This window comes from Mycoplasma sp. 4013 (assembly GCF_054353875.1).
This window is the reverse complement of sequence record NZ_JBTHHK010000002.1, coordinates 1-21309: the sequence shown is the minus strand read 5'-3', so window position 1 is coordinate 21309 and position 21309 is coordinate 1. Positions and strand designations below refer to the sequence as shown.

The 21309-nt window shown below is 28.0% G+C and carries 16 protein-coding genes and 2 tRNA genes; 10 read left to right on the top strand and 8 right to left on the bottom strand.

What is annotated here, in order from left to right; all coding sequences use genetic code 4:
• Positions 1-5: 5 nt before the first annotated feature.
• Both ACXYRO_RS00840 and ACXYRO_RS00835 read right to left on the bottom strand, forming a co-directional pair.
• The gene (locus ACXYRO_RS00840; RefSeq protein WP_458614090.1) at positions 6-6449 is read right to left on the bottom strand and encodes an SGNH/GDSL hydrolase family protein; all 6444 of its coding nucleotides are present in this window, start codon (positions 6447-6449) and stop codon (positions 6-8) included.
• A 61-nt stretch (positions 6450-6510) separates the two neighbouring features.
• Positions 6511-6642, bottom strand: coding sequence for a hypothetical protein (locus tag ACXYRO_RS00835; protein WP_458614031.1), 132 nt, complete (start codon positions 6640-6642; stop codon positions 6511-6513).
• Between the two features lie 295 nt (positions 6643-6937).
• Between ACXYRO_RS00835 and deoD the strand changes: the two genes are divergently transcribed.
• Genes deoD through deoC form a run of 3 tightly spaced genes read left to right on the top strand, consistent with a single transcriptional unit; the run spans position 6938 to position 9604 of the window.
• Positions 6938-7642, top strand: coding sequence for a purine-nucleoside phosphorylase (gene deoD, locus ACXYRO_RS00830; protein ID WP_458597947.1), 705 nt, complete (start codon positions 6938-6940; stop codon positions 7640-7642).
• A 1-nt stretch (position 7643) separates the two neighbouring features.
• Positions 7644-8939, top strand: a complete 1296-nt coding sequence (locus tag ACXYRO_RS00825) for a thymidine phosphorylase (protein WP_458614030.1) — start codon at positions 7644-7646, stop codon at positions 8937-8939.
• 2 nt (positions 8940-8941) lie between these two features.
• Positions 8942-9604 (top strand): deoxyribose-phosphate aldolase, encoded by a 663-nt coding sequence (deoC, locus tag ACXYRO_RS00820; RefSeq protein ID WP_458597944.1) that lies wholly within the window; start codon positions 8942-8944, stop codon positions 9602-9604.
• A gap of 56 nt (positions 9605-9660) precedes the next feature.
• Here deoC and ACXYRO_RS00815 read toward each other — a convergent pair whose 3' ends face one another.
• Positions 9661-10419 carry a hypothetical protein gene (locus ACXYRO_RS00815; RefSeq protein WP_458614029.1) on the bottom strand — a complete coding sequence of 253 codons (759 nt, stop codon included), beginning with the start codon at positions 10417-10419 and terminating at the stop codon, positions 9661-9663.
• Between the two features lies 1 nt (position 10420).
• Positions 10421-12418, bottom strand: a complete 1998-nt coding sequence (locus tag ACXYRO_RS00810) for a S8 family serine peptidase (protein WP_458607623.1) — start codon at positions 12416-12418, stop codon at positions 10421-10423.
• A 646-nt stretch (positions 12419-13064) separates the two neighbouring features.
• Here ACXYRO_RS00810 and ACXYRO_RS00805 point away from each other — a divergent pair.
• The 5 genes from ACXYRO_RS00805 (at position 13065) to ACXYRO_RS00785 (ending at position 17518) form a co-directional block, all read left to right on the top strand.
• A complete protein-coding gene (locus ACXYRO_RS00805; protein ID WP_435128813.1) occupies positions 13065-13964 on the top strand; it encodes a Cof-type HAD-IIB family hydrolase in 900 nt (299 codons plus the stop codon).
• On the top strand, positions 13964-14659 hold the full coding sequence (locus ACXYRO_RS00800) for a ribonuclease HIII (protein WP_458614028.1): 696 nt from the start codon (positions 13964-13966) through the stop codon (positions 14657-14659). Before ACXYRO_RS00805 ends, ACXYRO_RS00800 begins: the two co-directional genes overlap by 1 nt.
• Before the next feature lie 69 nt (positions 14660-14728).
• Positions 14729-16198: a lysine--tRNA ligase gene (gene lysS, locus ACXYRO_RS00795; RefSeq protein ID WP_458614027.1), complete on the top strand. Its 1470-nt coding sequence runs from the start codon at positions 14729-14731 to the stop codon at positions 16196-16198.
• Positions 16199-16328: 130 nt separating this feature from the next.
• Positions 16329-16404 (top strand) — tRNA-His (locus ACXYRO_RS00790).
• 190 nt (positions 16405-16594) lie between these two features.
• The gene (locus ACXYRO_RS00785; protein WP_458614026.1) at positions 16595-17518 is read left to right on the top strand and encodes a site-specific integrase; all 924 of its coding nucleotides are present in this window, start codon (positions 16595-16597) and stop codon (positions 17516-17518) included.
• 78 nt (positions 17519-17596) lie between these two features.
• On the opposite strand, the gene ACXYRO_RS00780 is transcribed toward ACXYRO_RS00785, so the two are convergent.
• Both ACXYRO_RS00780 and ACXYRO_RS00775 read right to left on the bottom strand, forming a co-directional pair.
• Complete coding sequence (locus ACXYRO_RS00780; protein ID WP_458614025.1) at positions 17597-18832, bottom strand: restriction endonuclease subunit S; 1236 nt, start codon at positions 18830-18832, stop codon at positions 17597-17599.
• 76 nt (positions 18833-18908) lie between these two features.
• A complete protein-coding gene (locus tag ACXYRO_RS00775) occupies positions 18909-19328 on the bottom strand; it encodes a deoxynucleoside kinase (protein WP_458614089.1) in 420 nt (139 codons plus the stop codon).
• A 283-nt stretch (positions 19329-19611) separates the two neighbouring features.
• On the opposite strand from ACXYRO_RS00775, the gene ACXYRO_RS00770 reads away from it, so the two are divergent.
• Positions 19612-19687: transfer RNA gene (locus tag ACXYRO_RS00770), tRNA-Thr, on the top strand.
• 12 nt (positions 19688-19699) lie between these two features.
• Here the strand turns inward: ACXYRO_RS00770 and ACXYRO_RS00765 are convergent.
• On the bottom strand, positions 19700-20011 hold the full coding sequence (locus ACXYRO_RS00765; protein ID WP_458607379.1) for a thioredoxin family protein: 312 nt from the start codon (positions 20009-20011) through the stop codon (positions 19700-19702).
• Between the two features lie 585 nt (positions 20012-20596).
• Here ACXYRO_RS00765 and ACXYRO_RS00760 point away from each other — a divergent pair.
• Positions 20597-20734: a hypothetical protein gene (locus ACXYRO_RS00760; RefSeq protein WP_458614024.1), complete on the top strand. Its 138-nt coding sequence runs from the start codon at positions 20597-20599 to the stop codon at positions 20732-20734.
• A 42-nt stretch (positions 20735-20776) separates the two neighbouring features.
• Here the strand turns inward: ACXYRO_RS00760 and ACXYRO_RS00755 are convergent.
• Positions 20777-21309, bottom strand: a 533-nt coding sequence (locus ACXYRO_RS00755; RefSeq protein ID WP_458614023.1) for a transposase, incomplete at its 5' end; no start/stop codon positions are given.

The following is a 21309-nucleotide window of genomic DNA, read 5'->3' as shown; positions in this document are numbered from 1 at the left end:
TCGGATTATTTAGCAGTTCCTTGTCAACCTAAATATCCTTTTTCGATTGCTTCTAACAACACATCCTTCATTTTTTTACTGCTAATATATTTATCATTTTGATTACCGTGATTGTTATAGAAAATGTAGTTGATTAGCAAGTTCTTGTCATAATTGGTAGCAGAGTTATTGTTGGTACCTCAAAATGAAGTAGATTTAGTCCCAATAATATAAGTATCATCAAAAATACTTGGATTTGTTTTTGAAGTAGCTCCAATAGCAACTTTTTTATCATTAGTTAGTTTGTCTCAACTAGATTTAGAATCCTTAGTTGTGGCAGCATTAAATGCTTTTCGTAAACCATCATTTCAGTAACCTTGAACATCATAATTACTACTATTTCAGAAGGTTGCTCCTGTTACACCAGCACCATCATGAATTCATCATAATATCAGCGCAGAAAGTCTAAATAAGAATTTATATTCTGGATTATTCTTTTTGTTATTATTTGTATAGTCAAAAGAATTATCTGCTGATTTTTTAATCATCTCTTTAAATGCTGGTTCAGTTAACACAGCAACTAAATCTGAAACACCGGATGCATTTTGTAGAATTTGAGATATTCCACCTGTTTCAAAACCATATGATTCATCTGAATTATCATTTTTAGATACATCCTCATTGCTTGGTTGGTTGCTTGAGTTTGGTGATGCACCTTGTACATTTTGTGGTTTTGCAGGTTGTGCCGGTTTAACCTTAGTAAAGTTATCAATAAACTTATAAATTCCTGTTTTATTTTCACGACTAGATGATTCAAATAATCTGTTTACTAAGGTTATATAGTTAGCATCACCGATTGAATCAACAAGCGCTTTAAGTAAGTCTTTTTGTGCAACAATTTTGGTTAATGATATCTTCTTTTTATCATCAGTTAATATCATATATAAAGCACCATCCATGATTGCACGTTTTACTTTATTAGGATTATGATCCTTACTAAAGTCAATTGCCTTGATGTTATCATAAATATGTGTAATCATTTTTGATAATTCATCTCTTTGAGCAAGTTGTTTCATTAAGTTGGTTAAAACAGTAGTAAATAAAGTTAAATCACTTTCATCGTTTAGAGCAAAACCTGCTTTTTTAAGCGATGCGATTAATAATTGTGCAAGTCCTTTTGGAAGTCTTGGGTCAGGATTTTTAAGTACACTCTTTAATCATTCAGTGAATTTAGTTTTAAATTGTTCTGATTTACTTGATTTAAACAAGGTATTTAATGCACTTCATCAATCGCTGTTATTATTATATTCAGTTGCACGATCGATAAAGTCGCTAAGAATTAAATTGATTAAATCACGGATATTAGAGTCTTTAAGTACTAGAGCGAATGCATCATTGATAAATTCTGGTCCAGTGAGTTCACTTTGATTTATAAAGAAAGAAGAAATGTTGATTGATTTAATAAATGTTTTGGTTTTTTCTTCGTTATTTAATAAGTTACTTACAATCGCATGGAACAACTCTTTAGCACCATCTTTGTGCTCGCTGATAACTTTATCATTAAGAACTTTCTTAAATAAATCAAAGTGCAAGAAATTAACATTAGTTTTGATGTTGTTGGTAAAATTGGTTACAAAGGTTGCTAAATCACTACTATTTTTAACTGAATCAACTGCTGCTGATAATATTTTATCAAATACACCTGTGCGATCAAATAATCCATCAAAATCATTAGCGACTGCATCGATAAATGTTGTTATATGATCAGTTTTTTGGATATTTAAGTATGTTATTACATTATTGATAATTGCTTTGATTACGACTTTTAGATCGTTTGAAGATAAAGCAGTTTTTAATACAGATTTAATAGCATCTTTAAAACTAGTTTCATTATTTGATTCATTTAGATATTTTTTAATAACATCTAAAACAGATTTAGCATCTTTAAAGGTGTCATTGTGATCGATGAAGTATTTGACGATATTAACAATGACTGTCTTTAGTCCATCGACTCTTAAAGCAGAATTAATAATTGTAGTGAATTGTTCTTTGTTGATAAGGTTATTGTTGACAAAGGTTTCTAGGTAACTTCCGAATGTGTTTCATAAGATTCCACCAAAATCAACTTGATTAATAAGAAGTTCAAATCAATTTTCAAGGAGTTTACTAAAGATGTCCTTGTTATCACCTTGTTTAAGTTGTGGTAGAGCAAGCATATTATTGAGCAATTGAATGAATTTTGCTTCATAACTTGGATCAGAAGCAAATACCTTAACTTGCTCTAATCATTTGTTAAATAATACACTTAATTCAATTTGTGTACCGTTGGTTGATAACAGTTTTACAAGTCCATCGATAAAACTTTGAGAAAGTTTTAAAGTTTTATCAGTTATACCGAAGGCATCGATTAATAATTCAGCTGCTTTTTCTTGTTTTGATGCATCGATGTTTTTGAATATCGATGCATAAGATGTTTTATTAATTTGTTTTACTAAAACTTTTGCCAAAAGTTGTTTGAAATTGTTAGATGTATATAATTTCGCAAAAATATTTGTTAATATAGATTTAATTGCATCTTGGAAAGGTTGTGAAGTAAAGATTTTTTGCACCAAATCTGATCGACTTGTAAAAGTTTTAAAGGTATCAAGTCTTGATAATAAATCATCAATAGCAGCAAAAATTTGAGTTTTTAAACTTGAATCATTAATTATTTCTTTTGTACCTTCTTTAAGTAGGTGTAAATCAGCTCCTAAATTACTTAAACTTTGTTTTTGTTCATCGGTTAATGCTTTATCAAGAATTTGATCAACTCATGCTTGATTTTTAATAAAATCGTTATATAACTTCTCTAAAATAGAATTTTTAACTACATCTCTTAGTGCATCTGTGAATGTGTTGAAGTTAGTAAATTTGCTTGTGTTGTCTAAAATATATTGTATAGTGCTGTCTAAAACTGATACAAATTCATCATGGGTTAATAAAGCATTTATACGATCTTTTAGTTGTTCCTTGGTTAAATTAAATAATGTATCAGGTAAGAATGTATCTAAAACATATGATAAATCTTGTGTTTTGAAAGTATTAAAGAAAGAAATAAGTAGTTTTCTAAATTGATCTTTATGTTCTGAAATAAACGGTGTTTCAATAACTTTCTTTCAAAATCCATAGTCTTTAAAGTTAATAACTTTTGAAATTTCACTAAAAATATTTCAAGCAATTTGATCAACGTTTTCTGATTCAGAAAGTCCTTTGATTGCTGCACTAGCAACTTGTGGAAAGTTTTGCATCTGATTTAGTAAATCTACTAAACTTGGATAAAGTGATTGAAGTAAATCAAGATACTCATCTGAGATGTTGTAGTTATATCTACGAGCAAATTCGCGAAGAAGTTTTGCAACTGTATTTGGTAGATGTTTTGCTTGTGCCTGTGGAATCAAAAGTGGTGCAAGGTATTTATTTAGGATGTTTTTAAAGTCTGTGCTCTTTAATAATATGTTAGTAATATCCCTAGGGCCATTTGATTTATCAAAAAGGTTAGGATTTAAAATTATTAATTTAATTGTATCTTCTAAGAAATTTATACCTTGCTGAGTTTGTAAATATGATGTTAATAATGGAGTTACTTCGTTGGAATCTAGATAAGGTTTTGCTGCATCCTTTGATAATAAATCTTTTAAAGCAGGAACAATATTTTTAGTAAAGATACCACGTTTATTTAGTTCATTAAAAATAACTTTAATAATTGCTGCCGCAGCATCAGCATTCTGTGAGATTCAAGGAGCAGAGATTAATTCTTGAATTTTTTCACTTGGTAAGCTGGTAAATTTATCTTTGATTACATCAAAGACTTTTGATGGAATTTTTGCAAATTCATCAAAAGGATTGTTTGATGTTTTAATTTCTAAAAGACTTTCTCCGATCACATCAATTATGTTTTGGGTAAATTTGTTATCATTGATTCATTTTAGGATGTGTGTAATTAAATCGTTAATAAATTGACTAATTTTTGGATCTTTGCTATTTAATCCAAAAGTTTGTATTGATGTTGAAAACGCATCAATTAAAACATTAGCAAAATCTGGATCATTAATAATGTTATTTAAAACAGCATTAATTGAATCTTTGTTGCTATCATAAGGAACACGTTTTACAATTTCTGTAACTATATCAGTGAAATTATTAGCATTATCTCAAATATCCACATTATCGATTATTGCATCTACACTTGCATCTAAAAGAGTATGTATTTGTGGTTGCTTAAAGATCAGTTGAACTAATTTTGCTACAGCATCAGAAGAAATGTATTTAGAAACCTCTTTCTGCTTGTTAATAGTTTTGACAATTTCTTGTGAAATTCGTGCTAAATTATTTTCATCTAATGCATTTTTAACTACTTGTTTAGCAAAGTCCTTGTGATTTTTGAATAAATCTGATTGAGCTACTCTTTTGATTATGCTAAATAATATTGTTGGGTTTCCAGTTGTAGTAAATTTATCATAAACCTCTTTGATTGCATTCGTAAATAAATCAGGAAGTTTGATGTCACCTACAGTTTTAAGATGATTTAATACTGATAAAGTTACTTCATCAAAGACTTTAAATTCACTGTTTACATTGGTAATTAAGGCTAAAAAGTCGGATACAACAGATTCAACTTGTTCAGAAGTAATATTTTTATCAATTTGTCCTTTCTTAAGGAAATTGTAAATAATTTCAGTAGTAATTTTCTTAAGTTTCGGATTTGAAAGAACTTCAATAAGGAGATTATTTACATTAGCTGTAATTTGTTGATTTTGATTTTCATCACTAAATAAAGCCCGAATGATATCAGGTAGGGTTTTAACTTCAGTGAATTTACTTGGATTTAAGATAAATGAATCGATTAATAAATCTATTAAGTTTTTAAGGTATTGTGATGAAATAAATGCTTGCGAAAGTTGATTTAAATCATCTTTTGTGAAGTTAAAATCACTTAGATTTTCTTGTAATTTAGAATTTAAAAATCCTGAAATCTTGTCTTTGAAAACACTTAAAGAGTTTTTTAAGATTGTTTTTAAAGCAACAGCGAGCTGATCTTTGTGTTCTGTTACTAGTTCACTTTGTGAAAGCGAAGCAATTAATAAAGCAAGGTTTTCAATATTGAAGACTGCATCCTTAAATACCGGAGCAACTTTATCTAAAGTTAATTGTCCCTTTGCACGCAGTTCTGAAAGAGCAGATTCGGTGTTATAGATTATGTTTTTAATTGTTTTAGCATTAATAATAGTATCAATAATTGAATCTTTACCATTTTTTCCACTGCTAAGTTTTTGATTCAATAAGTTAATTAAAAGTCCGTTTGGATCAAGTTGTTTATAAGTAGAATTAGTGGCTAAGAAGTTAAACGCATCTTTAGCACCTTCAAGTAAGTCGTTAGTTAACTCACCGATTCTGGTGCTAAAGTTAGAAACTTTTCTTTCGGAAGCTACTTCTTGTTCTTGTTTAGTGCGAGTTTTTAAGTAAGCATCAGTGTTAAAACCAAGAACTTTAGCATTCGATTCCTTTACTTGAATTTCATATTTAGCAGTATCAGCATCTAAGTTTAAGTATTGTTGTGAAAAATCATAGTTTTTATAATCATTAACATTTAATGATGGATTAGTTATCTTAAGATAAATATCCATTGCGATTTTTTTGTAACCAAAGATATTAGGGTGAATATCAAAGAATAAGGTAGTAAACTTAGTTACATTATGATTTCAATAATCAGCATTAACTGCTTGAATGAAGTTTATATTAGCACGTTTTGCAGCCTCTTTAAGTCCGTTATTAAGGTGGTTAATAAGAAAATCAAATGGTGAAATATCAAAATTACCACCTAATAATTTATTAACATAATCCCTTAAAATATTGGCCATTCCAAACATCGGGGTTGGATAACTAATAATATTGATGTTTGCATTTGGGGCAAATGTTCTAAGGTTTGAAACAAAAGTTAATAATCTTTTTTGTGTTTCTCTTAATGCATCATTAAGTAATTTGGTAAAAAATGCTACGACATCAGCAGCAATTGCTTGTTTTGCTAAGTATTTTTTAACAATTTTTACAACATCATCTTTGGATGCTTGTTGGAAAAGTAAAAACAACATATCATTAGCAGAAAGTGAGAATGTAACTAAGTTAGCATCCTTTAATTTTGCTTTAACTTTTTGTGCATATGTTTTTCAATCCTTACCAAAAATTGTAATTTCATTCTTATTTTCATATGGTATTCCACTTTGATAAGGGATATTAAATAAACGAAGTCAATCTAGTAATCTTGAACCAGAAATAGCGAAGTTTTCAAAGTCATCTACACGATTATTCTGGTTTAAAAGTCTCGCTAAATAAGCAGGATATGAAACACCAGAGATGCTTCCATCTGCTTCTTTTTTACCAGGATATGATCTTAACAATGTTCCATCAAATCCTTCTGTAATTGAATCACCAATTGCAACATATCGAATTTTTTCATTCGCTGGAATAAAAAAATCAGATTTATCACGCTGCGATTTAACTATTAACTGAGCTGAATGGGGGGGGGAGATGCTCGCTTGAATTGCTTGGTGAAGCTGTGCAAGAAGCAGTTATAGCAGTTGCTGTAAGCAGCACCATTCCACCTGTAAATAAAAATCTCTTTTTCATAAATGTTCCTTACTATCATTTTTTAATGATTAAGTGCTGTGTCAAGCACATTTAAAAGACTAATTATATTTAATCTTTTTAAATGTGCCTTTATTGGACAAATTTTACCTTTTGCAGTATATATAATATAAATATGTTCCACATTCTTGTTTCATAAAAATAAAAAATATAATTTTTCTTCAATTTTTAAGAAAACATTTTCATAATAATATTATACTATAAAATAAGATAATATTTTAAGAAAAAATCAATAGTGATAAAATTATTATAGTAATTTGTCATATAAGGAGGATTTATGACACCACACATTAGAGCAGCTAAAGAGGATATTGCTAAGACAGTTATTATGCCTGGTGACCCTTTAAGAGCTAGATTTATCGCAGAAAAATACTTAGATCCAGGTTATAAATTAGTTAACTGAATCAGAAATATGTTTATGTATACTGGAACTTATAGAGGAAAACCTGTAACAATTGCAGGAAGCGGAATGGGTTGTCCATCAATTGGTATTTATTCTTATGAATTATTTAAATTCTATGATGTAGATCGCATTATAAGAATTGGGTCTGCAGGAGCATATAAAGAGGATTTGGGTTTATATGAAGTTGTTTTAGCAACTGAAGCATATGCAGACAATAATTCGTTTAGAAAACTTGTTTTAAACGAAAATGATCACATTGCTAAACCAAGTTTTCAATTAAATTCCGAAATAGAAAAGATTGCTTCTGATTTAGGAACTAAAATTAATAAAGGAAGAGTACATTCATCTGATGTATTTTATACATCTGTACCACTTAAAAAAAGAATTGATGTATCGGGTGCCCTTTGTGTAGAAATGGAATCATATGCATTATTTACTAATGCACAAGCAACAGGTAAACAAGCGGCATGTTTGTTAACAATTAGTGATAATTTAATTACTCACGAAGAAACAAGTGCAAATGAACGTCAAAATTCATTTACAAAAATGATGGAAATTGCTTTAAAATTAGCGAGATAAAATGCGTGTAGTTGATATTATTGATAAAAAAAGACGCAATTTAGAACTTAATGAAGAAGAAATTAAGTTTTTAATTAACTCTTATGTAGACGGAAGCACACCAGATTATCAAATGAGTGCATTTTTAATGACAGTTATTTTTAATTCTATGACCACTAAGGAAACTGCATTAATGACTAAATATATGATGCATTCAGGTGAAGTTATGGATTTATCTATGATACCTGGAATCAAGGTAGATAAACATTCTACAGGTGGAGTTGGAGATAAAACTACATTAGCAGTTGCACCTATAGTTGCAGCTTGCGGAGCACCAGTAGCAAAAATGAGCGGAAGAGGACTAGGACATACAGGTGGAACTGTTGATAAACTTGAATCCATCCCTGATTTTCACATCGAATTAACTTATGAGCAATTTATTGAGCAAGTTACAAAACATAAAATCGCCATAATCGGACAAAGTGCTAAATTAGTTCCTGCTGATAAAAAATTATATGCATTAAGGGATGTAACTGCAACTGTTCAATCGATTCCATTAATTGCATCATCAATTATGTCTAAAAAACTTGCAACAGGAGCTGATGCAATTTTATTAGATGTAAAATGCGGGAATGGTGCATTTATGAAAGATTTAGAAAGTGCTAAGGAACTTTCTAAACGGATGATTGATATTGGTAAAGAGTTAAATGTAGATGTAAGAGTTGAAATAACTAATATGAATCGGCCAATTGGAAGAGAAATAGGGAATAAAAACGAAGTTTTAGAAGCAATAAAAACTTTGCAAGGACAAGGACCAGATGACTTTAATGAACTTGTTTTTTCTTCTTGTGCAACCATTTTACAACAAGCAAAAATAGCTATTAATGAAACTGATGCATTGCAAAAAATACAAAAAGTGATTTCAGATGGAAGTGCATTAAGAAAGTTTTATGACTTTGTGCAAGCACAAAATGGTGATGTGAATAAGTTGCAAAGTGATGAGTTTTGAAAACCTAAATACCAATTACATGTGTTTAATCAAATCGATGGATATATGGAAATTTTTGATAGTTTAACATTCGGTATCGTAGCTATGAAACTTGGTGCCGGAAGAAAAACCAAAGAAGATAGCATAGATTTTGATGCCGGAATCACAATTCATAAAAAAACAAATGAATTGGTTCGTCCAGGATATAAACTTTTCACCCTATCTTCATCGAAACCTATTGATCCAACCCTTGTAAATGAATTAATGCAAGGATATCGGATTAATAAAACACCCGTAGAAAATAAAATAATTTTAGATAAAATGAGGTAAAAATGAATTATAACAAGATGATTGATCATACTTATTTGAAAGCAGAAGCAACCGAAAAAGATATTAATAAACTTATTGATGAAGCCAAAAAATACGGATTTAAAACCGTATGTGTGAATTCATCATGAGTTAAGTATGCTTCTGAAAAATTGCAAAAAAGCGATGTAGGTATTACCAGTGTTATAGGTTTTCCACTAGGAGCAATGATAACACAAGCAAAGGCACAAGAAGCAAAACTTGCAATTGATCATGGTGCTGATGAAATTGATATGGTAATCAATGTAGGTCGCTTTAAACAAAAAGATTATGAATATGTTTTAAATGATATTAAGAAAGTTAAAGAAGTATGTGGAAATAAAATTTTAAAGGTTATTATCGAAACTGCTTTATTAACAGAAGAAGAAATTAAAAAAGCTACAGAAATAGTGCTAAAATCTGGAGCAGAATTTATTAAGACATCTACTGGATTTAGTTTTCGTGGAGCGAATTTAAAAGATATTGAATTAATGAAATCTGTAGCAGGAGACAAATTACAAATCAAAGCAGCAGGCGGAATTTCTTCATTAGATGACCTGATTCAAATGCATCAAGCAGGGGCATCGCGATTTGGAACATCTAGATCAGTTGCGATAGTAGAAGGAAACCAATCAAAATCAGGATATTAAAGCAAAATCAAAGTTTATCAAAATAAGAACATCATAAAAATGTTCTTATTTTGATTTTATTCTTCCTTGTATAACTTTTTAAGGTATTCGTAAAAATCTTTGTTTTGTTCTAGGTTCATTAAAGGGGAAATGGTTATAGTATCGGATTTATTAAGATACTTTACTTCCATTTTTAAGTATTTAATCCCTACATAAAGAGGTATATTTATTACAAATCCTAAGTCATCTGAGTCAACTATATTGAAATGTAAATTTGTTTTATTATTATTTTTATAATCGGCAACAAGAGTACTCTTTTGTGTAGCATGACTGACTCAACTTTCATATATTAACAAATTTTTATTTTTAAAGAACTCACTTATATCTTGGTTATCCAAAAAGGTCTCTTGAAACTTTTCTCGGTTCATTTTTTCTAATTTTTCTTTTGTTAATGTATTTACATCAAAACTAAGATTCATAACAAAATGATCTATATGATAATATTTTTTGATATATTCTAATGTAAATTTATTTAAAAACTTTTCTTTTAATTCATTTTCGGAAGTAATAATTTCATATCTATTATTTAATAAGTATTTAAATTTACCGTTATTTTCTTTATTATCTCTTCATAAATCTGAAAAGTATTCATCATAAATTGATTTAATACCATTTTCGTTGTTATATTTATTAATTAGGGAACGAAATTTTTCTATATCTTCTAAATTATATTTCTTTTCTACTTTAACATCTGATGTTTTAGCAGTAGAACAGGCTGTCATAAAGAAAATCAAACTAGAAGAAAAAGGAAAAAAGATTTTTTTGAACTTTTTCATCTTATTTATCCTGAACTGTATATGTTAATGCTAAACTATCATCGATTGAATTATCAAACAATGCATCAGAATATTTTTTAACTTTCAAGCGGTATGTACCTGACTCTGCTGTTGTATATTCTAATATTTCATCATTTGATTTAACTGATGTTATACTTTTTACTACAAATCAATTTCCATTACTATCTTTTTTCTCTAGATATAAATCGTAGTCTGAAAATAATTTATCTTCTTGCTTAGTATTGACTGTTTTTAGATTAAGTCTTTGGTTATCTATATGAGTATCATATCATTCTGCTTTTTCTTTGCTTAACCTTGAACCTTCGATGGAATTAGCTATTACTCCACCAAGAATCCCTAGAAATCATCATCAATTTACATTCGCATTATATGTTGGTAAGTTCTCTGGCGATTTTAGTAAACCAGAATTGAATAATCAAGAACTAGCACCTTTGATTTTTTTACCTGATTGCACATAAAATTCTTTTGTTGATAGAACAAAATCTTTATCCGATTTTGACACCTGCTTTGTAACTAAGTTATTTGAAGCAACTAACATATTTTCAAAATCTATTATTCCTGAACCATAGACAGTTGAATATCCGTTTGACTTATACTCTAAATTATTAACATTTGGTTTTCTTGAAGAAGCACCTATAATGGCTTTTATAGCTTGTAATCGGTTTTTATCATTATCTAAAAATGTTTTTTCTCTTAGCAGAGTTGAGACTAAACCAGTGACTACTGGTGCAGCAAAACTTGTACCATCAACACCAAATTTTTCTCAAATACCATTTTCGCTTTTATGTCATCTTCTATATAAATATCCTGGAGCTACAACATTAGGTTTTGAAAGATTTGTATACTTATCCGGTAATAAATAATTTGAATATTTAGCAATTGTTTCAGTCGGTTTATCTGTTTGCTGGTTATAATCTAATGCACCTACAACTATGTCATTAAAAGAGAGTAAATCACCATTTATTCATTCATTTTCTGTTTGTTTTTCATCATTCCCGTTACCAGAAGAAAAAATATTTACAACTCCATATTTTCTTGATATGTAATCCAAAAATAAATTATTTTCATTGTATGTTCTTCTATATTCATCTTTTTCTGGTCCATAGCTATGGTTTATAACTCTAACACCGTTTTCTTTAACCATTCATTCTATGGCTGTTTGTCATTGAGAATCATTAATAAATGTAGAAAAGAAAAGTTTTGAATATCTATCATAACCACGATCACCTACAGCAACATTTGAAACTTCATTAGCATGATGTCTATAATTTGAATTTGATACATTGTATAATTTAATCCCAAACTTTTGAAAATTTTGTAATTTTCCTTCATCTATCATACCATTTGATTCTAAAACACCTATATTTCCTACATTATTATAATATCTGTTATCTTCTCTTTCTTTTTGTTTTTTGAAATTGACTATTTCTAAATCTTTTGTATTATCTACTGTTATATCACGATCGAAATACACATCCCAATCTGTTTTATTATTATAAGATAACCGCTTATTTTGTATTTCATTAGGGAAAATTATACCTTTATAAATTTCTTTTTCATCTATAATGCTTTTAATGAAATTTTTTCTTTGAATTTCATCATCAAAATAAAATCAAACAATTGGCATCATCGAACTTATTTGATATTTTTTAAAATTTAATCTTTTCTTTTTAATTGCTTCTATAAATTCAATGTTTTTATCTTTTACCCAATTTTCATCATAAACAGAATTAGGTTTTTCATCAAAGTTTAATAAAAGTTTTAATTCAAAATTATTATTTACAGCAACATTTCTCACTGAATTGAAAAGTTCACCATTTTTATTTATACGAATTTCAACTTTTTTACTCTGATATTCAAGATATCAAGGTTTTTTATTTATTTTTGTTGTATTTGTTAAACCAATTGCAGCAAAAGTTACAATAGAACCAAAAAATAAGGTTCCAAAAGAAATAATTTTTTTAATCTTTTTTTTCAATATAATATCTCCTTATCATAATATTTTGTAAGAAATTAATTAAGTATACGATTTCTTACATTTTTATTTTATAATAAATGAGAAAAAGAGTTTAGAAAATGATATAAAAAGTCATTTAAACTTTTTATATCTGCAAATTTTATGGAAAAGAAATATGCATTTATACTTATAATACTATTTACCCAACACCTTTTAATATTTTCTTTTGCTTTTGCTTTGTTATTCATAGCAAGTTCTTTTTTATAATTAATTCTTTTTATCTTTTCTAAATCATTTTTAGCATAAATAGCATTTAAATAAGTAAATAAATAGTTAGATGATGCTTTATTAAACTCGCTAGCATCAGCAGCATCGTACCTCCAGTAAGAATCTAATTTAACATTTCTAGTAATTTTGAAATATTGTTATTTGTGTATAGAATTTTTATTATAAAAGTTATTGATAAATAACATATAAGCCGTGATTAGAGCGTACAACTCTCCTGAGCTGGTCACGTAAAAAAAATTGGTCATATTGCGATATATGTTTCCAACTACTAAGTACACGGTTTATCAGCTGGATTTTTTAAATCCAAAATCTCAACAAAAATGTGTATAATTTAATATATTTAATTATTTAACTATAAACAAGATAAAAAAGGAGAAAAATGGATAAGGAAACATATTTATTTGCCATTGACTTAGATGGTACAACATTGCAATCCAGTGCTACCGGGGAAGTGCACGAACAAACAAAAAATGCAATAAATCGTGCTGTTTCAGAAGGTCATATTGTATGTATTTTAACAGGTAGACCATGAAGAAGTACTAAAAGTATTTATGAGGCATTAAAATTGGATACTGTTGTTTCTAATTATAATGGAGCACACATTCACAGACCTTATGATGAAAGTTTTATCCCTTATATAAAATATTTAAACTTAAATGAAGCTCTTTATATTTTAGGTGATGAAAAAGTCCAGCAGGAAGTTTCTAATATTGCAATTGAAGGACCAGATTGAGTGCAATTACAACATCGTGATGAAGACTTAGAAAAAGTTTTTGGATTTTCTACAACAGCAAAATTAAAAATAGGTTTAGACTTTCATAAAATACCTTTAATGCCAACAGGAATAATTTTTGATGTGAAAAAAACAACAGATGTTGAATCATTAAGGCAATACTTAAAATCAAGATATGGCGATTTAGCAGAGTTTTCATATTGGTCAAAAGGGGAAGGATTAAGTCCTGTGTTTGATATGACTAATATTACTGCTAACAAAGGGAAAGCATTGAGTATGTTGATTCGTTACTATGATGTAAAAATTGAGAATACAGTTGCAATAGGAGATGGTTTTAATGATGTTCCTATGTTTAAGGTTGCTAATGTTTCTGTAGCTATGGGAAATTCAACTAGAGAAGTAAAAAGATATGCGACCGTAAAGATTGCAAAAACAAACAAAGATGGTGGAGTAGGTTGATATATAAATAAATTTTTAGATAATCCAGAACTTGAAAAAGCTAAATCTAATGAAAAACGCAGAAAGAGAAGTCAAGAGGAAGATTAGTGAGATTACTTGATGTTTTTAATCAATTATATAAAAATAAGGAGATAATAGGTATAGATGAAACAGGAGTAGGTGATTTTTTCACCCCAGTCATAGGTGTTTGTGCATTTTTACCTAATAATTTACATTTATGAGCAACTGAATTAGGTATAAAGGATTCAAAGTTATTAACTGATAATAGAATCCAGATATTAGCAAAGGAATTGATAAAAAAGATTCCATATACCAAATACGTACTCACTCAGAGTGGTTATAATAAGTTAGTATCAAAAAAATATAATGCAAATGAAATCAAATATTTTATTCATATGCATTGTTTAGAACATTTTTTTGACAAATATAACAATATAAATGTAAAAGATTTTGCAGTATTAGTTGATCAATATTCAACTTTTAACTCTATTTTAAAGTATCAAAAAAAATTTAATGAAATAAATTTATTTAATGATCTTGATAAAAAAGATATTGATATTATTTATCAAAAAAAAGCCGAATCTATAAATTTATCTGTTGCGTGCGCATCCATAATAGCTCGTTATTATTTAATAGAGTATATGAATAAACAAAGAAGTGAATGAAATTATGAATTTGCTTATGGGGCAAGTTCAAAAGTAAAACAACAAGTGAAAGAGTTTGCTTTAAAACACGGTGAAGAGTCGTTAGAAAAAGTATGCAAAACCAGTTTTAAATTATAAAGCGGCATTTTGCCGTTTTTTATCAATAATTATAAAGATTTTGATAAAATAAATAAAAAGGAGAAATTAATGGAAAAATATAGTGAACAAGAACAAATTCGAAGAAAAAAACTACAAATATATGAACAATTAGGAGTTGAAGCATTTGCTAAAGCTGATAACCTAAAAGAACTTTCTTATTCAGATGATATTGAAAAAGCATACTCAAATGTAACAAAAGAACATCTTGAAGAAAAACCGCATTTTCTTGCTATCGCAGGACGTATTATGACTATGCGTGGACCTTTTATTTTATTGAAAGACTATCACGGAAAGATGCAGGTATATTTTAATAAAAAACAAGATGAACAATTAGCAAAATTAGTTGATACCTTAGATTTAGGTGATATTATCTATGTTGAAGGTAGTGTGATGAAGACAAACACAGGTGCTGTGACTGTTAAAGCAACACAAATAAAATTACTTACAAAAGCATTAAAACCATTACCTGATAAATATCACGGACTAAGTGATGTAGAAGAAAGATATCGTAAAAGATATGTGGATTTAATTGTTAATGATGAAGTAAAAGATGTATTTTGAACCAGAACAAAAATTATTTCTCAAATTCGTAAATACTTTGATGCTCTAGAATATATGGAGGTTGAAACACCATTTTTAAATGATTATTTATCCGGTGCTGCTGCTCGTCCATTCACTACACATCATAATGCACTTGATCAAGAATTCGTTCTTAGAATCGCGACAGAAATTCCTCTTAAAAAGTTGGTAGTAGGAGGAATTGACCGTGTTTATGAAATTGGACGTATATTCAGAAATGAAGGAATTGATACTACACATAACCCTGAATTTACTTCAATAGAGTTTTATGAAGCATACTCTAATTTAGAAGGAATGATGAATCGCACTGAAACATTATTGAAAACAATTGCAAGAAATCTCGGTAAAGAAAAAGTCATAAATAAAGGTGTAGAAATTGATTTATCAAAACCTTTTAAACGTCTAGATATGGTAGATGCGGTTTCTGAAGCAACTAATGTAGATTTTAGAAATATTTCACTTGAACAAGCAATAGAAGTAGCAAAAAACAATGGAGTAAAGATACAAAAATTCTTTAAATTAGGTCATATCATAAATGAACTATTTGAAGAATTAATCGAAAAAACCTTAATACAACCAACCTTTGTTTATGGACATCCAATTGAAATTTCTCCTTTAACAGCTAAATCAAAAGATCCAAGATTTACCGAACGTGCTGAATTATTTATAAATACCAAAGAATATGCAAATATGTATACTGAGTTGAGTGATCCAATTGATCAATTGCAAAGATTCCAAGAACAGTTACAAGAAAAAGAAAACGGAAATGACGAAGCAAGTGATATAGATTGAGATTTTGTTGATTCGTTAGAATATGGAATGCCACCTACTGGTGGATGTGGGATTGGAATTGATCGACTTACTATGTTATTTACTGAAAAAGATTCGATTCGCGATGTGCTTTTATTCCCTACATTAAAGAGAAAAAATCATAAATAAAAAAATTATATAGGTATAAAAATTTCATATTTTATTTTTATACCTATATAATAGACATAAAAAAACATAGTTATAAAACTATGTTTTTTGATATTTACGGTATAATATACTAGCAATAACCAAGATTATGGCGGTTGTGGTGAAGTGGTTAACACAGCGGGTTGTGGTCCCGTCATCCGCGGGTTCGAATCCCGTCAACCGCCCCATTGGTTATTTTTTATATCCTTTTTTTAACTTGTTAGTTTTAAGGAATTAAAAATTTAAAATCTCTGTATAATGTTTCTTTTGATAGATTAGTTATAAATTGAAAGTTGTAGTATATAATTTGATATCTTATTCTTTCTTTATCTCTATAATATGATTTTTACATAATATCCGTGGGTTAAAAGGAGAATAATGAAAAGAAAACCAGATATACTATTACACAAATTTTTTGAAAACTGAATCTTAGTATATAAAAAAGATTCAATAAGGGATGTTAGTTATAAAAAATATGAACTAACCTTAAGATGACTTATTAAACTAGCACCCAATCTTAAACTAAGTAATTTAGATCGCTATGTATATCAAAAATTATTAAACGAATATGCATTAACCCATGAAAGACAAACTACTATGGATTTTCATCATCATCTTAAGGGTTGCATATTGGATGCACTAGATGATGGTTATTTACAAAGCGATCCGACTCGAAAGGTAGTTATTAAAGGAAAAAATCCTAGAGAAAAAAGACAAAAATATCTTAATCAATTTCAACTGCAATTGCTTCTTAAAACACTAAAATTAGATTCACAATTAAACATAGATTGATTAATTTTGTTGATAGCTAAAACAGGATTAAGGTTTTCAGAAGCATTGGCTATTACACCAAAAGATTTTGATTTTGTTAGACAAAACTTGAATGTATCAAAGACTTGAAATTATAAAGAAAATGGTGGATTTCTTCCTACAAAAAATAAATCTTCAATTCGCAAGGTACAACTTGATTGAATGACAACATCACAGTTTGCAATGATAATAAAGGACTTAGATCCGGAAAAACCTATCTTTGTTTTCAAAGAACGAATTTACAATTCAACCATTAATGATACTTTGATTCGCAGGTGTAACAAAGCAAATGTTCCACCGATAACAATTCATGCTCTTAGACATACACATGCATCATTGTTGTTATATGCTGGGGTATCAATTGCTTCCGTTGCAAAGCGCCTCGGGCACGCTAGTATGAATACTACCGAAAGAATTTATTTACATATCATTAACGAGTTAGAAAATAAAGATATCGATCTAGTAATGCGATCGATATCAAGTCTTATCTAAATTTTAAAACCCACGAAAATTAGGATATCAAAGAATGTTTTGATATCCTACATTTTGCAATATTTTGTGTATTCTAACTTAAACAAACATTTTTTCTAATAATTTCTTCTTAATATTTTTAAGAATATTTGACTTATGCTGATGAAGTGAAAGGTAAGAGTCTAGGGATAAAAGTAATTTAGCTATTTTTGTTTGTTCAGATATGTTTGTTGTAAAAATATCAAAATTAGTTAACTCTTCTTTTGTTATTGTTTTTAATAAAGCTCCACCGGCTCTCTTTTCTTCGTGCAAGAATTTATTCCTTAAAATATAAGAAAGAAAATTTTTATTATTTATTTTGTTAAATTTTTCAAAAAATAATATAGTTCTATCTATAAAAGCATCATATTCGGTTAATGCTACTTTACCAACAGTTCCTTGTAAAGTTACAATCAAAGAGTTTTTTGGAACAAACACACTCATTGGTTGAGCAATTTCACTAATATATTGTTTTGTTTTTTTATTTATTTTTAAATCATCATTAATATCTATTACTTGAACAAAAGGCATTGAATTTTTTCCATTGTATCATTCTTTTTTTCCATATGGTTGTGGAAAAGAACCTCTTCTAAAACTAGCATATTCTCCCAAAAGCTCTTGTTCTCAAGCGTGAGTAAATTCCGAAAAACGAATATTAGGAAATTTTGAATTTTGATTAGGAAACATTTTAGATAGCAAAGTTGACTTAATGTTCATTAAAAAGTCATATTTTTGCTGATGAAGCAAAAGGAGAGAATCTAAAGAAGAAAATATGCTTCCTATTAAAATATTTTCTCTTTCATTTGATGATTTTCAAATTTTTGCTTTATTAACCATCTCGCTACTTAAATTAGGTTGAGTTCCTGTTGATAATACTTTATTTCAGTGTCTTTTAAAATTTTTAAAAAATAAATTATAGAAATAAAAATCAAGCAATTTATTATTTTTTAAAATAAAACTAAAAATAGCTTGACTTGTTGCTAAATTTTCTTTATTAATCGCTATTTTTCCTATAGAAGCATAAATAGACATATTTAATGAATTTCTTGGAACCAATCAAGCGTTAGAGTTATTTAAACCTTCTTCAGAAATTCTTTTTTCTGTATTTTTTATAAGTTTTTCTGAATTTGTTATATCTTTAATAGTTAAAAAAGGTATATTTCCTGAATAATATTTTTTATTTGTTGTTAAAGGAGTCCCACCAGATTTACCTAAAACATAAATATCTTTAAAAAGTTGTTGTTCTCACTCATCTTCAAATCCATTAAACCTCAAAATAGGTACTTTTTTGTCCATTTCTATCCTTTCTTTTTATAATTATATTTAAAAATATCAATTTTTAAATAGACAAAAATTAGATATCATCTGATATCTATTTTTCGTAAACAAATCGATCTATAATTTTTGTTGCTTCTTTTAACACTTGATGGTCATCTAAATCATTTGTGTTAATTATTTTATAAGGAATATTATATTTTTGCACCAATTTCTCAAACAAAGGACGATATAACTGATGTAATCTTTTAAAATAATCTATATTCAAATCAAAGTTTTTAATTTCAACATCTCTACCTCTTTTTAGGATGCGATTTTTAATTACATCAAAATCAGCATCTAAAAAAATTGCTAAATCAGGGTTATCTTTTAAATCTATAATATAATCGAACAAAGCATTAAATGCATTTAGATACTTTGTTGGTTTTTGCTCAAGTGTAACGGTTGCAAAAATATGATGTTCAACATTAAAGCGATCTAAGAAGATGTGGTGTCGTTTATGATTATGATTTTTTAAACTCTCATCGTTTCTTTACCAGTAAGTTGATATAAATAAAGATATATTCATAGATGCAATACTCAAAAAACTTTATGAGAAATGAAAATTCGTTTCAAAATCAAAGATGCAAGAAATTTATTTTACTTCTGAGTCATATTAACCAAATCTTTAACAAAAAACAGTTAAGAATTTATTTCATTTCTTAACTGTTTTAAAAGTTGTAAAAAAGATAATATACAGACATAAAAGTCCAAAATTAATCTTTTATTTTATATCTAAAAATGGTATAATATCAGAAGTTGCCGTCATAGCTCAGCAGGCAGAGCACGTCCATGGTAAGGACGGGGTCGCTGGTTCAAGTCCAGTTGTCGGCACCATTTTTTATACCTTTATTTTAAATATTCTTGAATATCATTTTTTAATACATCATATGGTTTAAAACCAGTAAATTCTTTTACAAGTTTTCCGTTTCTGTATAATTTTGAATAAGGTATAGATTCAGTTCCTGATTCCTTAGCAAAAGCTCTATGAGTATCAATATTAACTCTTAAAACTTCAAAATTGTCTTTATCTGCTAACTCTTGTAAAGAACCCTTATACATTCTACATGGCCCACATCAGTCGGCATAGAAAACTACTAATCTGTCTCCTGGTTTTTGAAGTTCTGATAAAACTTCTTCTTTGTTTGATTCTCTTAACATATTTTTTGTTTCCTTTCTAATTTATATATTTATTATATACTAATTTTATAAAAAGTTAATTTTTTCGTATTTTTTTAGCTAAAAATTAACTTTTTATAAAATTAAATTTATTTTTAAGAACTTTACACAATCTTTATCTATACATATCATATTATCCAAAATAAAAATTATGATATTTTTTCACAAAATATAAATAAAAACTTGCTTAAAAATATCAAATTCTAATTATTATAACAAAATGTGAAATAATTATTATGGATGCAAGCAAAAATTAATAATTTAGTTCACTCGTTTTCAACCATTGTTTGTTTAATGTATAGATATCCTTGAAGTTTATATTCATAATATTATCGCTCCTTTCTTAATATTTGCGATATCCTTATTGATTTTTTGACCCTTTTTATAATCGCATATCTTTCGTCTTTCGACTTGCTTGGATCCAAAATATCATTTTTTTTACCTCCTTTGTAAAGATTTTTATATTATTCATTTTTTTTATTTCTCGTTATCAATTATTCGTAAAATTTATTATTGTTATTTTGTTTTATAAAAATCAGTCCATATTAATGGACTGGTTTTATTTATTTGCTTCATTTTAAGAAAGCACCAGATTTATCAGTAAAACTTCCTGAAATTATCATGATGATATCTATTATTCATCATACAAAACCTGCACCAAGAGTTAAGAAAAATAAAACTCCTGTTCCTGCTTTACCTACATAGAATAAACAAGGACATAAAAATTAACAGAAAATTAACAGAAAATTAACATTGTATCATCTCTGCATATTGCTGAGGTGATTTTCAATCTAAAACAGATTGAATTCGTTTTGTATTATATCAAATTATGTATTGGTGTATTAGTTTTTTTAATTCATCGAAAGTAATTTTTGAATAATCTACCTTTTTTAGTCATTCAGATTTTAAGCAAGAAAATCAATACTCGATTTCTCTATTATCCAAAGAATTACCAACTCTTGAAAATGATACTTTTCCATTCTTTCTTTCTATCATATCAATATAGTATTTTGAAGTATATTGATATCCATGATCAGAATGGATTATAAAAGAATCACGATTAAAATCTTTAATATTTTTAAAGTTATCAATAACAAGTTCTAAGTTGTTTTTGGTGGATATTGAATATCCTAAAATCCTTTTAGTTTTATGTTCAATAATTGCAGATAAAAATATATGGTTTTGGAAAAGTTTTAGGTCTGCAGGAGCAGGGATATATGTTACATCAGTAGCGATGATTCCTCTAGAATCTTTATCATTAAAATCTCTTTTAACTAGAT